The sequence below is a fragment of the Agromyces sp. NPDC056965 genome (genome assembly GCF_042673425.1).
Classification (GTDB): Bacteria; Actinomycetota; Actinomycetes; order Actinomycetales; family Microbacteriaceae; genus Agromyces.
This window is the reverse complement of record NZ_JBHURI010000030.1, coordinates 32,981-47,145: the sequence shown is the minus strand read 5'-3', so window position 1 is coordinate 47,145 and position 14,165 is coordinate 32,981. Positions and strand designations below refer to the sequence as shown.

The following is a 14,165-nucleotide window of genomic DNA, read 5'->3' as shown; positions in this document are numbered from 1 at the left end:
GGCCGAAGCCGAGCGGGCGCTGAGACGTCAGTGCAGGGTCACGCCTGGGGCGTGGTGCCACCGGTGCGCGGGCCGCGACGACGGCGGCGACGCGGGGGAGCGGCGTTGCCGTCGTGGTGCTCGTGGCCCTTGCCGTCGTGAGTGCCCGTGCCGGGCTCCTTCACGGCAACGGCCTCGGCGGGAGCGGCGTGAGCTCCGGCGGCCTCGGTCGACGCGGCCTCGGGGGCAGCGCTCGCGGTCTCGCCGGCCGGCTTGCCGCCGCGCGTGCGGTTGCGGCTGCGGGTACGCGGTGCGCGCTCCGCGCCGGCATCCGACCGCTCGGAACCGCCCTCTGAACGACCACCGGAGCGGCCGCCCGAGCGGCCCTCGGTGCGGCCGGCCGTGGCCGAACGCGTCGGCGCGGCGACCGCGGACGACGGCTTGAGACGGCCCTTGGTGCCGGCGGGGATGTCGAGGTCGGTGAAGAGGTGCGGGCTCGACGAGTAGGTCTCGGTCGGCTCGGGCTGACCGAACTCGAGGGCGCGGTTGATGAGCGCCCACTTGTGCAGGTCGTCCCAGTCGACGAACGTCACGGCGATGCCGGTCTTGCCGGCGCGGCCCGTGCGGCCCACGCGGTGCAGGTACGCCTTGTCGTCGTCGGGGATCGTGTGGTTGATGACGTGGGTCACGTCGTCGACGTCGATGCCGCGCGCCGCGACATCCGTGGCGATGAGCACGTCCTTCTTGCCGGCCTTGAACGCGGCCATGGCGCGCTCGCGCTGGTCCTGGTTCAGATCGCCGTGCACCGCTGCGGCGTTGAAGCCGCGGTCATTGAGCTCTTCGACGAGCTTGGCCGCCGCACGCTTCGTGCGCGTGAAGATGACGGTCTTACCGCGACCCTCGGCCTGGAGGATGCGCGAGATGACCTCGTCCTTGTCGAGCGAGTGCGCCCGGTAGACGAGGTGCTTGATGTTCGCCTGCGTGAGGCCTTCGTCGGGGTCCGTCGCGCGGATGTGGATGGGGCGCACCATGAAGCGGCGTGCGAGCGCGACGATCGGGCCCGGCATGGTGGCCGAGAACAGCATCGTGTGACGGGTCGCCGGCGTCTGGGCCATGAGCTTCTCGATATCGGCCAGGAAGCCGAGGTCGAGCATCTTGTCGGCCTCGTCGAGCACCATCTCCTGAACGTTCTTCAGCGAGAGGAGGCGCTGCGACGCGAGGTCGAGGAGGCGCCCGGGGGTGCCGACGACGATCTGCGCGCCGGCCTTGAGCTGCTCGATCTGGCCTTCGTACGCCTTGCCGCCGTAGATCGAGACGATCTTGGTCGGGCGATTGGATGTCGCGAGCTCGAGGTCTTCGGTGACCTGGACGCAGAGTTCGCGGGTCGGCACGACGACGAGCGCCTTGACGCCGGGCTCGGGGTCGTCGCCGAGTCGCTGGATGATCGGCAGGCCGAACCCGAAGGTCTTGCCCGTGCCGGTCTTGGCCTGGCCGATGATGTCCTGGCCCGAGAGGGCGAGGGGGATGGTCTGTTCCTGGATGGGGAAGGCATCGATGATGCCCTTCCCGGCGAGGGCGTCGACGATGTCGGACGCGATGCCCAGGTCGGTGAATGTGGTCAAAAGTCTGCCTGTTCGTGTTGCTCGAGGTGGCGGTCGGATGCGCGCCCCGTTCTCAACCCCAGGCGCACGGCTGCGGATCCATCGCCCGCATGCACCCTCTACCCTATCCGAGACTCCCTGAACGCCTCGGATGGGCCGTCTGCGGGGCCGTCCGGATCCGAGTCGCACCGCACCCGTCGGTAAGCTGTCTGCTGTGGTCCTCTGGTCGAATCGGCGCCTTCCGCGCCCCGAGCTGCCTCGACTGCGCCCCCGGGTTGCTTCGAGGGAGCTCGAGAAGGTCGATTTCACGGAACTCGTGCCCGAGCCCGTGCCGTTCCTCGGCCAGGCCGCGTACATCCAGCTCGAGTTCTTCGAATCCCTCGCGCGCTCCGTCGCGACCGCGCCGACGCTGTCGGCGAAGGAGGGGCTCAGCCGTGCAGCGGGCGGTGCGCTGCGCCAGCATCATGCGCTGATCGCCGAGCTGCGTCGGCTCGACGTCGAGCCCGTCGAGGTCATGGCTCCGTTCGCTCCGGCGGCGGAGCGGTTCCGTCAGGCGAGCGCGGGCGCGGACTGGTACGAGCTGCTGCTCGGCATCCACGTGACCGCGGGCATGCTCGACGACTACTTCTCACGGCTCGCGGCCGGCCTGCCCCGCGAACTCGCGACGCGGGTGCGCGCGATCCTCGCCGAAGACGAGGCGTCGGCCGGCGTGCTGCACGACGAGCTGTTCGCCGCGATCGCGGCCGAGCCCGGTCTCGCCGACCGGCTCGCCCTGTGGGGCCGCAGCCTCGTGGGCGACACGCTGCTGATCGCTCGATCAGCGCTGCGCGCGTCGGACTCCAACGATCGCGGTGCCGATGTCGAGCCGGTCTTCACCGAGCTCATCGCCGCGCACACGCGCCGCATGGACGCGCTCGGCCTCACGGCCTGAGCGGTCTCGCCGTCACGGGCCGAGCACGATCGACCGCAGGGTCGATCGGCGCGCTTTCGCGCCGTTTCGGGTGTGCGCCGTGTCAGGCGCGGGCGACGCCAGGGCGGGAGAGGCGCTCGAAGAGCGCGGCATCCGCGTGCTCGCGACGCGGCGAGATGAAGTACAGCACCGCCGCCGGCACGAGTGCCGAGGCGACGAGGGCCGCGACCCAGATCCATCCGCCGTCCCACGGCCAGCCGAGCCAGGTCAGTGCGACCCAGACGACAGCGGCGACGCCTGCGCCGATCGCCGATCCCACGGCCACGCCGCGGAGGTGCCGGAGCGGCACCACGAACTGGGTCGCGAGACCCAGGATGGCGCCGCCCACGACGACGAAGATGAGCTCCATGTCAGGCGACGAATCCGACGCGACGCGACTCCTCTGAACCGATCTCGACGTAGGCGAGTGCGGCCGAGGGCACGACGTAGCGGGTGCCCTTGTCGTCGGTGAGCGTCAGCAGCGGCGACTGGCCGGCGAGGGCCGCGGCGACCGCCTGCTCGACCTCCGCAGCTGACTGCGAAGTCTCGAAACCGAGTTCACGGGGGGAGTTCTGAATGCCGATGCGAACGTCCACGGTACGCCTTTCTGCTCTTGCGCCAACCCTACGACACCGGCTCGCGGGGCCGGTGCAGGTTCACTGTCGGCGGAACCCGTTAGCGTTGCCCACATGCAGGTCACCGCGACATCCGACGCCCCCGTTTCGAGGCTCGCGGCAGACGAGCACGTGGCGGTCTTCGGGGCCCCGGGCAGCGGCAAGACGACGTTCGCGATCGAGCTCGTCGCCGACCGCATCGAGCGCCTCGGGCACGCCACCGACGAGGTGCTCGTGCTCTCGGCGACGCGAGTCGCCGCCACCGCGCTGCGCGACCGGCTCGCGGTGCGGCTCGGGGTCACCACGCGGGGGCCGCTGGCGCGCACGGCGAATTCGCTGGCCTTCCAGTTGGTGCGCGCGTTCACGGGAGCACCGGTGACGCTGCTCACGGGTGCCGAGCACGACCAGATCATCGGCGAGCTGCTCGAGGGCGGCATCCGCGACGGATTCGGTCCCGTCTGGCCCGATCCGCTGACTCCCGAGGTGCGCGTGCTCCGCGGGTTCCGTTCCGAGCTCCGCGACCTGCTCATGCGGGCCGTCGAGCACGGGGTCGACGCGCCCACCCTCGCCGCGCTCGGCGAGCGCACCGGTCGGTCCGAGTGGGTCGCGGCGGCCGCCTTCCTCGAGGAGTACGACGAGGTCAAGGCGCAGCTCCGTCCCGACCAGTACGACTCGTCGGAACTCGGCGCGTTCGCTGCTGCGATCGTGCGGCGCAGCACGACGGATGCCTCGGCCGAGGCGGCCCTCGGCCTGCTTTCACGCGTGCGCCTCATCGTCGTCGACGACGCGCAGGAGGCGACGGAGTCGACGGCGGCGCTGCTCGGCGCATTCGCGGCCCGCGGCGTCACGGTGATCGCCCTCGGCGACCCCGACGTCGCCTCCAACGGATTCCGAGGCGGGCGCGCCGAGCTCCTCGGCTCGCTCGGCTCGGTGCTCGGCGCCGGCGCCGTGCAGCGCGTCGAGTTGCCCGTCGTGCACCGGGGCCGCCCCGAGCTGCGGTCGATCGTGCAGTCGGTCAGCAGCCACATCGGCACCGCGCTCGGCGGCACGCACCGCTCGGCGGTGCGCGAGGCGCCGGCCGATGCCGAGATCGACCGCCTCGCCGCCGTGCTCGGCATCGAGGCGCCCTCGCACGCCGCCGAGTGCCAGGCCGTCGCCGCCGTGCTGCGCGAGCGCCACCTGCTCGACGGCGTGCCGTGGTCGTCGATGGCGGTCGTGCTGCGCTCGGGCGGCGACGTGCCGGCCTTCGAGCGCGGGCTCGCGCTCGCCGACGTGCCGACCGCCGGCAACGCGGCGCGCACCGCCCTGCGCGACGCTCCGGCCGCTGCCGCGTTGCTCGCGGCCGCCTCGCTCGTGCTCGATCGCGAGCCGCTCACGCCCGAGCTCGCGGTGACCGTGCTCACCGGTCCGATCGGCCGGCTCGACAGCGTGGGGCTGCGCCGACTCCGGCTCGCCCTGCGGCACGAAGAACTCGCGAACGAAGGCGCGCGCACGGCCGATGAACTGCTCGTCGAGGCCCTCGGCGCCCCTGGCGGGTTCGAGACCATCGATGCCGCTCCAGCACGTCGTGCGGCCCGACTCGCGAAGCTGCTCGCGACGGCGCGCGGCGTCGCGCTGCGCGGCGGCACGATCGAAGAGGTGCTCTGGTCGATCTGGGAGGGCAGCGGGCTCGCCGCCGAATGGTCGGCGCAGGCCGCAGCCACGGGCGTGCTGGCCGAAGAGGCGAACCGCGCACTCGACGCGGCCGTGGCCCTGTTCGCCGCGGCCCAGCGCTTCGTCGAGCGCGAGCCCGACGCGCCGGCCGTGCGCTTCGTCGACGAGGTGCTCGCGAGCGAGCTGCCCGAAGATTCGCTCGCTCCGCAGCGCTCGGCCGAGACCGTCGTCGTGACCACGCCGCCCGCCGTGATCGGCCGCGAGTTCGAGGTCGTCGTGATCGCGGGTCTGCAAGACGGCGTCTGGCCGAACCTCCGCCCCCGTGGCACCCTGCTGCACGCCGCGCTCCTGCCGCGCGTCGTCGCGGCGGCCCGTGCCGGCGCACCGCTCCCGGCGCCCGAGACGGTGGCCGAGGCACGCGCCTCGGTGCGCGGCGACGAGCTCAGGCTCTTCGTGCTCGCGGCCTCGCGGGCGAGCCGGCAGCTCGTGCTGAGCTGCACCGCCAACGACGACGAGCAGCCGTCGATGCTGATGGGTTACGCGAGCGAGCGCATCAAGACGGCCCGTCGTCGCCCGCTGCACCTGCGCGGACTCGTCGGCGCCCTGCGCGAGGAGGCGACGAGCTCGGGCGGCGGCGAGGCGCCCGCAGCACTCGCCCTCCTCGCCGAGCAGGGCGTGCCCGGTGCCCACCCCGACGAGTGGTACGGGCTCGCCGAGCCGTCGACCACTGCGCCGCTCGTCGACCTCGAGGGCGACCCCGAGGCGCTCGTCTCGGTCTCGCCGTCGCAGATCGACCGGGCCGAGGAGTCGCCGCTCGGCTGGTTCATCGACCACGTCGCATCGCCGCCGTCGGGACTCGCCGCCTCGATCGGCACGATCGTGCATGCCGTCGTCGAAGAGGCGGGCGCCCGCGACGACGGCGATACGAGCATCGAGACGCTGTGGGCCGCCGTCGAAGAACGCTGGCGCGAACTGCGCTTCGAAGCGGGCTGGGTGGCCGAGCGCGAGCGCCGCGGCGCACGACGCATGGCCGAGGGGGCCTCCGACTACCTCGCGAACTTCGTCGACGACGGCAAGGTGCTGCTCGGCGCAGAGGGGCGTTTCACGCTCATCGTCGACCGGGTGCGCATCTCGGGCACGATCGACCGCGTCGAGGCCTCGGCCGACGGCACCACGGTCATCGTCGACCTGAAGACCGGTCGCACGCCGCCATCGGCCGCCGAGACGGCAGCGCACCCGCAGCTCGCCGCATACCAGCTGGCAGCGCGGGCCGGGGAGGTGCCGAACAGCGGCACGCTCGGCGGCGCGAAGCTCGTCTACCTCGCCAAGCCCACGCGCGGCAACGCGTTCACCGAACGCGCCCAGCAGCCGTTCGACGACGAGGCCGAGGCCGAGTTCCGCGCGCGGCTCGGCCACGTCGCCCGCACCATGTCGGGCAGCGAGTTCGACGGCCCGGCCGAGCTCGGATACCGCTCGAGATTCGGCGGCTGGCAATACCGCGTGCACCTCGTGCCGGCGGTGTCGGCATGACGGCCGCTGACGGGGCGCCCGCGACCGGATCGCCCGTGACCGGAGCGACCGGAGCGGCCGTGGCGGCGCCCGCAGCGGGCCTCGCCGCCGCCGACATCGCTGCGCGGCTCGGCCTGCACGCGCCGACCGCCGAGCAGCGCGCCGTGATCGAGGCCGACCCGCGCGGCCAGAGCATCGTCGTCGCCGGGGCCGGCAGCGGCAAGACCGAGACGATGGCCAACCGCGTGGTCTGGCTGCTCGCGAACGGGCACGTCGCCGTGCCCGAGGTGCTCGGACTCACCTTCACGCGCAAGGCCGCCGGCGAGCTCGCCGAGCGCATCCGCGAGCGCATCGCCCAGCTCGTCTCGCTCGGCATCGCCGACGTCTCGCTCGACCCGCTCGAGTCCGCGTCGGTCGGCACGTACAACGCCTTCGCGAGCGCCATCTACCGCGAGCACGCGATGCTCATCGGGCGTGAACCCGACGCGGCAGTGCTCGGCGAGGCATCCGCCTGGCAGCTCGCACGCTCGGTCGTCGCCGCCTCGGCCGACCCGAGGCTCGTCGAGCTCGACGCCTCGCTCGACAAGGTCACCGGCGCCGTGCTCTCGCTGAGCCGCGCGCTCGCCGAGAACGTCGCCGACAGCCGCGACGTTCGTGCGATGACCCGCGACTTCCTCGCCATGGAGGGGCTGCCCATCGAGGCGCCGCGCAAGCGCACCGACTTCGCATCGTTCGTCGACGCGCTCGGCATCGTCGGGGCACTGCCGCCGCTGCTCGAACTCGCCGACGCGTACGCCGAGGCGAAGCAGCAGCAGGGCTTCGTCGAGTTCTCCGACCAGGTCGCCCTCGCCCTCGCGATCTGCGAGCGGCATCCCGAGGTCGTCGCCGCGCACCGCGAGCGCTACCGCACCGTGCTGCTCGACGAGTATCAAGACACGAGCGTCGTGCAGACGCGACTGCTCTCGGCTCTGTTCGGCGAGCAGTCGGTCATGGCGGTCGGCGACCCCGACCAGTCGATCTACGGATGGCGCGGCGCGAGTGCTGCGAACCTCGCGCGCTTCGGTCGTGACTTCGCGCCCGGGGGCGAGGCTGCCGTCTACGACCTCTCGACGAGCTGGCGCAACCCGAAGATCGTGCTCGAAGGGGCCAACACGCTGATCCTTCCGCTCGACGCAGGGATTCCGAAGGCGCCGCTCGGAGCATCGCCGTTCGCGCAGGCCGGCCGGCTCGAGGCGGCCTGGGCCGAGACGATCGAGCAGGAGGCCGACCTCGTGGCCTCGTGGTTCGCCGAGCGCCTGGGTCGGTCGGGCCGCGGTGCAGCGCCCGAATCGGGTGCGCGAAGCGGGGCGCTGCTCTGCCGCACGTTCGCGAACGTCGGCATCTTCACCGCGGCCCTGCGCGCCCGCGGCGTTCCCGTGCACGTGCTCGGCATGGCGGGGCTGCTCGACCAACCGGTCATCGCCGACTTGGTGTGCGTGCTGCGGGTGCTGAACGATCCCACGGCCGGCTCCGAACTCGTGCGGGTGCTCGGCGGCGCGCGCTGGCGCATCGGCCCGGCCGACCTCGCCGCACTCCACTCGCTCGCGAAGTGGCTCGCAGATCGCGACCTGTCGACGCGGCGCCTCGGCGACGAGGTCCGCGCAGGGCTTCGCGCGTCGATCGCGCCCGACGAGTCGCCCTCGATCGTCGACGCCCTCGACTTCCTGCTCGTCGCTCCCGACTCCCACTCGGCACTCGCCGCATTCAGCGAGGTCGGCCTCGCCCGCATGCGGCGTGCCGGCGCGCAGCTGCAGTCGCTCCGCCGCCGCGCCGGGCTCGGGCTCGTCGACTTCGTCAGCCTCGTGCAGCAAGAGCTGCTGCTCGACATCGAGGTCGCCGCGAACTCGGGCCAGCCGCTCGGGGCGCCGAGCCTCGAGGCGTTCGATGAGCTGCTCGCGGGCTTCGCCGAGGTCTCCGAGCACGCCACGCTCGGCGCATTCCTCGGCTGGCTCACCGAGGCCGAGCAGCGCGACCGGCTCGCGCCGCGTCAAGACGAACCCGAGCCCGGTGCCGTGCAGGTGCTCTCGATCCACGGATCGAAGGGGCTCGAATGGGACGTCGTGGCGATCCCGCGCATGGTCGACGACGAGGTGCCGTCGAAGCCGCGCTCCTCGAAGGGCTGGCTCTCGTTCGGCGAGCTGCCCAACGAGTTCAAGGGCGATGCCGACGAGCTGCCCGAACTGCAGTGGCGGGGAGTGCAGAGCCAGGCCGACTTCGACCGTGCGGTCGGCGACTTCGCCGAAGAGAACAAGCAGCGTCATGCCGAAGAGGAGCGGCGCCTCGCCTACGTGGCGCTCACTCGCACGCGCAGCGACCTGCTGCTGACGGGATCGTGGTGGGCGAGCCAGAAGGCGTCGCGCAAGCCGAGCCCGTTCCTTCACGAACTCGTGACCGCTGGAGTGCTCGACGCCGGCGTGCTGCCCGGAGCCTCCGAGCACGACGAGAACCCTCGGGCCGGTTCGACCGAACGCGTGCGCTGGCCGCTCGACCCGCTCGGCGTGCGACACCACGCGGTCACCGCGGCGGCCGATGCCGTGCGAGCCGCTGCCGCACGACCGAGCGGCGAGGGCATCGGGCCCGTGCTCGCCGACCGCATCCGGTTGCTGCTCGAGGAGCGCCGCCGTCGTGCCGAAGGGCCGGCGACCGCCGAGGTGCCCGTGCGCGTCCCGGCGTCGCGATTCAAGGACTACGTCGACGACCCGGCGGCGGTCGCCGCTCAGCTGCGCCGACCGATGCCGCAGCGGCCCTATCGGGCGACGCGCATCGGTACCCTGTTCCACCAGTGGGTCGAGCAGCGGTCGACCGGTGAGCTCGAGGCCGCCGCCATCGATGCGCTCGACGGCCTCGAGGCGTACGCCGAACTCGACATCCCGATCGACGAGCGGGTCGCCGATCCAACCGCCGAGCGGCTGCGGGCGTTGCAGGCCACCTTCGAGGCCTCGGAGTGGGGTGGCCGCAAGCCCTCGGCCGTCGAGATCGAGCTGCACCTGCCGATCGGCGACAACGTCTTCGTCTGCAAGCTCGATGCCGTGTTCGACGTCGACCCGTCGAGCGAACTCGGGCGACGCGGCATCCGCCACCAGGTGGTCGACTGGAAGACCGGCAAGGCACCGCGCGATGCGCGCGACCTCGAACTGAAGCAGACGCAGCTCGCGCTCTACCGGCTCGCGTACGCGAACTGGGCGGGCGTCGAGCCCGACACGATCGACGCCGTCTTCTACTTCGTCGAAGACGACCAGATCATCAGGCCCGACGCCATCTACGACGAGGCGGCGTTGCGGCGCGCCTGGGCGTCGGTGGCGGCATCCGAACCGGCGGCGGCGTCGCGCTGACCCTCGGCCGTCTCAGCGGGCGCGGGCGATGCGTCGCCCCAGTCCGAGAGGTCGAGCGGAATCGGCGCGGTCGCATCGAACGGCGCCGTGTCGCGTTCGCCGGCCTCACGGCGTTCGAGATCGGAGAAGTCGTAGCTGTCGGTGAGCAGGCTCGCCCCGGCCTCGCGCGGCAGGCCGTCGCGCGGCGTCTCGTCGAGCAGGCGTTCGACATCACCCACCGTGAGGATGGGCCCGGTCTCGGGGGAGAGCGGCTCACTCGAGCGGTCGTGCACGCTCTCGACCAGCCCGTCGAGCAGCCCGACGGCGTCGGCGATGATCGCGTCGTCGCGCACCTCGACGCCGTGCAGCAGCCACCGCGCGAGTTCGAGCTCGCCGTAGAGCAGCGCGCGCTGCGGCAGGTGACCGTCGGCTTCACCGGACCGCGCACCGAAGTAGGCGTCGAGTGCGCGTTCGGCGGCCGCACCGCGCGAGGTGAGCAGCCAGTGCAGGTCGCGCGCGGGATCGCCCTGGGCGAGCGCCGACCAGCCGACCAGGCCGGTCACGGCATCGCCGTCGACGAGCAGCGAATCGGCGGCGAGTGCGCCGTTGACGACGGTCGGGCGGAACCGCCAGAGCGCGGCGTCGTCGGTCGCCTCCTCCCAGCGCCGGAGCAGGGCCGCGGGCAGGTGGCCGGTGTCGGCGGCACGGTCGATGAGCTCGACGACGGCGTCGTGCGACTCGTCGGCGGTCTGGCGCGTAAGCCCGGCGTCGGCGATGAATCCGGTCGGCAGTGCGTGCACTGCGGCGAGGGCGAGGCCGACCGAGGTCGCGATGCCGTCATGTTCGGTGAGCTCGTCGGCGGAGCGCACGGCGCCGGGAAGGAAGGTCGTGACGACGGCCCGCGTGCCGTCGACGGGTGCCTGGCCGACGAATTCGGGCATGGCGAACGGCAGGCGGGAGCGGATGCCGGCCGTGAGTGCGCGGAGCGCCACGAGATCGGCGGACTGCTCGGATTCGGCGGCCTGGGAGCGGGGCACGCGCAGCACGAGCATGCGGTTGTCGGTGCTGCGCAGCAGGACCGCGTCGAAGGCGCCGTGGCTCTTGCGGGAGTGCGCACGCACGGCTCGCACCTCGAGTCCGGGCACCGCCGCCGTGGCCAACGCGGCTAGAGTGAGAGGAGGTCTGGCCATGGCATTCAGCTTAAGCAGGCAACTCGCGGCTGCGGGCGACCGCCACGCCTTCCGGCCGACTCCGACTCCGACCCGGGCATCGAGGGGTGGTACGTGAACGATCCGACATCGCCGGTGTTCGCGCGTTCGACGATCGACCGGGATGCCGCGTCGCGCGCCGATCCCGGGCTCGAGACGTCGCTCGACGCCGACCCCGAGACGCGCGTCGTCGCGGTGCACCGGGGGCAGGCGTTGATCGCCGAGCGCATCGACGGCTCCGCCCCGGCGCTGCAGCTGACGCACCCGCAGGGGCTGCCCGAACCGGTGCTGCGCTGCTATCTCGGTCGGGCCGACGGCTCCCGCTTCGAACTGCGGGTCTTCGATGCGGATGCCGCGGCGGCGATCGAGCCGGAAGCAGCCAGGTGGCAGGGGCTCCGCGAGGCGGCGGCCGTACTGGGCGATCGCGACGCGACCCTCCTCGTCGAGGCCGTCGCCCTCGCGAACTGGCACGAGCGTCACGGGCGCTGCCCGCGCTGCGGTGCCCCGACGGTTCCCGTGCAGGCAGGGTGGGCGCGCCGTTGCACCGTCGACGACAGCCTGCACTTCCCACGCACCGACCCCGCCGTCATCGTGCTCGTCACCGACGACGACGACCGCGTGCTGCTCGGATCGAACGCGCTCTGGGCGCAGCACCGCTTCTCGCTGCTCGCCGGCTTCGTCGAGCCCGGCGAGGCGCTCGAGGCCGCCGTCGTGCGCGAGATCGAAGAAGAGGCGGGGGTCCTCGTCGACCGGGTCGACTACGTCGCGTCGCAGCCGTGGCCGTTCCCCGCGAGCCTCATGCTCGGATTCACGGCTCGCATCGCGGCCACGGCCTCGCCGGCATCAGCGGTGCCCGACGGCGAGGAGATCCTCGAACTCCGCTGGTTCTCGCGCGCCGAGATCGCGGCGGCGCAGGCCGAGATCGGCCTGCCGGGCGGCATCTCGATCGCGCGGTGGCTGCTCGAGCGCTGGTACGGCGGCCCGCTCGACGCCGAGGGGGCCGGCCTCGCATGGTCGACGTCGTGACCGCCTCCGACCCCCTGCTCGATGCACTCGACGACGAGCAGCGCGTCGCCGCCGAGGCGCTGCTCGGGCCGGTCTGCGTGCTCGCGGGCGCGGGGACCGGCAAGACTCGCGCGATCACCCACCGCATCGCGTACGGGGTGGCGTCGGGCACGTACGATCCCGCACGGGTGATGGCGCTCACCTTCACGTCGCGGTCTGCTGCCGAGCTGCGGGCGCGGCTCAGGGCGCTCGGCGCGGGTGCCGTTCAGGCGCGCACCTTCCACGCGGCAGCGCTCGCACAGCTCAATCACTTCTGGCCGATCGTCGTCGGCGGCGGAGCGCCGCGGGTGCTCGAGTTCAAGGGCCGACTGCTCGGGCAGGCCGCCGAACGCGCCCGGGTGCGGGTCGACACGGCGACCCTGCGCGATGTCGCGGCCGAGATCGAGTGGCGAAAGGTCTCGGGCGCGGGGCCTGAGAGCTACGCCACGCGCCTCGCCACGCGCGGTGCACCGGGCAATCTCACGGCCGAGCAGTTCCTCGCGGTCGTCGACGCGTACGAGTCGCTGAAGGACGAGCGGCGCATGCTCGACTTCGAGGACGTGCTGCTCGCCATGGCCGGCATGATCGAGTCCGAGGCATCCGTCGCCATGCACGTGCGCGAGAGCTATCGACACTTCATCGTCGACGAGTACCAAGACGTCTCGCCCGCCCAGCAGCAACTGCTCGACCTCTGGCTCGGCGGTCGCCGCGATCTCTGCGTCGTGGGCGACGCCAGCCAGACCATCTACTCGTTCGCCGGCGCGAGCGCCGACTACCTGCTCGACTTCGAGCGCCGGTACGAGGGCGCGACGGTCGTGCGGCTCGAGCGCAACTACCGTTCGACGACCGAGATCGTCGACACGGCCAACCGTCTCATGCGGGGGCGCGCGGGCGCGCTGCGGCTCGAGGCGGTCACCGTGCAGCCCGACGCGGATGCCGCGGTGCGGGTGCCGCAGGGCGCGACGACCTCGCCGGCCGGCGCGAAGTCGGCGGGCGTGCAGAAGCCGAACGCCGAGCCCTCGATCACCGAGTACGCCGACGACCTCGCCGAGGCGCGCGGCGTCGCGACCCGGATCCGCGCGAGCATCGACGCCGGCGCGGCGCCCGAGTCCATCGCGGTGCTGATGCGCGTCAACTCGCAGACGGCGATCCTCGAGCGGGCGCTCGACGAGGTCGGAGTGGCCTCGCGGGTGCGCGGTGCCTCGCGCTTCTTCGATCAGCCCGAGGTGCGCGAGGCGGTGCACGCCCTGCGCGCGGCCGCGCTCACGGTCGCGGGCGAACCGCTCTTCAAGTCGGTCAGCGACGTGCTGCGCGCGCTCGGGTGGAGCGCGCAGGCGCCCGACGGCCCCGGTGCCGTGCGTGCGCGCTGGGAGTCGCTGAACGCGATCGCCCGACTCGTCGACGACGCACCCCCCGGCACGACGTTCCGCGCGTTCGCCGACGAATTGCGTGCCAGGGCGGAGGCCCAGCACGAGCCGACGGTCGCTGCAGTGACACTCGCGACCATGCACTCGGCCAAGGGCCTCGAGTGGGACCAGGTGCACATCGTGGGGCTCACCGAGGGCATGCTCCCGATCGCATACGCGAAGAGCTTCGACGCGATCGACGAGGAGCGGCGACTGCTCTACGTCGGCATCACGCGGGCACGGCGGCGCCTCGAGTTGAGCTGGCCGCGTCAGGGCGGCGGCTATCGAGGGGAACGGGAGCCGTCGCGCTTCCTGCAGGAGCTCGGCACCCGCACTCGGGGTGCCACGGGTGCCGGGTCGGCGGCGCGATCGCGCCCTGACGCCCGAGCCTGATCGAGGCGCCGCGCAGGGGGTTGTACGACCGGGTGAGCCGGTCGTCGACGAACGCCGCCACGAGCGCGGCGGCGTCGTGCACGGCTCTCGGCGTGCAGCTCGCGGCCGGGCGACCCGCGAGCTGGGCGGCGATCACCGGCCAGGCGGGGTCGCCGTCGCGCCGGGTCAGCTCGAGGCAGCGCAGGCACGGTCCGTCGCCGGGTTCGATGAGCGGGCCGACGCGCGTGCCCTCGTCGTCGAACACGACCGCGAGGTGCGGCACATCCGCTCGCAGCCACTGCAGGTGCCGTGCGGGTGAGACGACCCAGGTCGCCGCGACGACCGCGAGCGCCGTGCCCTCGACGTCGGCGTCGGCGGCTGCCACCGGTTCGCAGCCGAGCATCGCGAGGTGTTCGCCGAGGCGGTCGCCGAACGCGCGCGGTGCGTCGACGGCGACGCGTCGCGGCCGGGCGGATGCCG

9 protein-coding genes are annotated in these 14,165 nt (G+C 72.8%); 5 read left to right on the top strand and 4 right to left on the bottom strand.

Features of this window, described 5'->3' with window-relative positions:
* Positions 1-38: 38 nt before the first annotated feature.
* Complete coding sequence (locus ACFTQE_RS09720) at positions 39-1,601, bottom strand: DEAD/DEAH box helicase (protein WP_376924860.1); 1,563 nt, start codon at positions 1,599-1,601, stop codon at positions 39-41.
* 193 nt (positions 1,602-1,794) lie between these two features.
* Here ACFTQE_RS09720 and ACFTQE_RS09715 point away from each other — a divergent pair, with 193 nt between their 5' ends.
* Entirely contained in the window at positions 1,795-2,511 is a 717-nt protein-coding gene (locus tag ACFTQE_RS09715) for a ferritin-like fold-containing protein (RefSeq protein WP_376924859.1), read from the top strand.
* Positions 2,512-2,593: 82 nt separating this feature from the next.
* Here ACFTQE_RS09715 and ACFTQE_RS09710 read toward each other — a convergent pair whose 3' ends face one another.
* The gene (locus ACFTQE_RS09710; protein ID WP_376924858.1) at positions 2,594-2,899 is read right to left on the bottom strand and encodes a hypothetical protein; all 306 of its coding nucleotides are present in this window, start codon (positions 2,897-2,899) and stop codon (positions 2,594-2,596) included.
* 1 nt (position 2,900) lies between these two features.
* Positions 2,901-3,125, bottom strand: coding sequence for a DUF3107 domain-containing protein (locus ACFTQE_RS09705; RefSeq protein ID WP_056014418.1), 225 nt, complete (start codon positions 3,123-3,125; stop codon positions 2,901-2,903).
* A 93-nt stretch (positions 3,126-3,218) separates the two neighbouring features.
* Here ACFTQE_RS09705 and ACFTQE_RS09700 point away from each other — a divergent pair, with 93 nt between their 5' ends.
* Together ACFTQE_RS09700 and ACFTQE_RS09695 are read left to right on the top strand one after the other, a co-directional pair.
* Complete coding sequence (locus ACFTQE_RS09700; RefSeq protein WP_376924857.1) at positions 3,219-6,326, top strand: PD-(D/E)XK nuclease family protein; 3,108 nt, start codon at positions 3,219-3,221, stop codon at positions 6,324-6,326.
* Complete coding sequence (locus ACFTQE_RS09695) at positions 6,323-9,676, top strand: UvrD-helicase domain-containing protein (protein WP_376924856.1); 3,354 nt, start codon at positions 6,323-6,325, stop codon at positions 9,674-9,676. Before ACFTQE_RS09700 ends, ACFTQE_RS09695 begins: the two co-directional genes overlap by 4 nt.
* Here ACFTQE_RS09695 and ACFTQE_RS09690 read toward each other — a convergent pair.
* Positions 9,604-10,845, bottom strand: a complete 1,242-nt coding sequence (locus ACFTQE_RS09690) for a phosphotransferase (protein WP_376924855.1) — start codon at positions 10,843-10,845, stop codon at positions 9,604-9,606. The two genes, ACFTQE_RS09695 and ACFTQE_RS09690, sit on opposite strands and share 73 nt — an antisense overlap.
* A 93-nt stretch (positions 10,846-10,938) precedes the next feature.
* On the opposite strand from ACFTQE_RS09690, the gene nudC reads away from it, so the two are divergent.
* Both nudC and ACFTQE_RS09680 read left to right on the top strand, forming a co-directional pair.
* Positions 10,939-11,889, top strand: coding sequence for an NAD(+) diphosphatase (gene nudC / locus ACFTQE_RS09685; RefSeq protein ID WP_376924854.1), 951 nt, complete (start codon positions 10,939-10,941; stop codon positions 11,887-11,889).
* Entirely contained in the window at positions 11,874-13,706 is a 1,833-nt protein-coding gene (locus ACFTQE_RS09680) for an ATP-dependent helicase (protein ID WP_376924853.1), read from the top strand. Before nudC ends, ACFTQE_RS09680 begins: the two co-directional genes overlap by 16 nt.
* Positions 13,707-14,165: the final 459 nt, after the last annotated feature.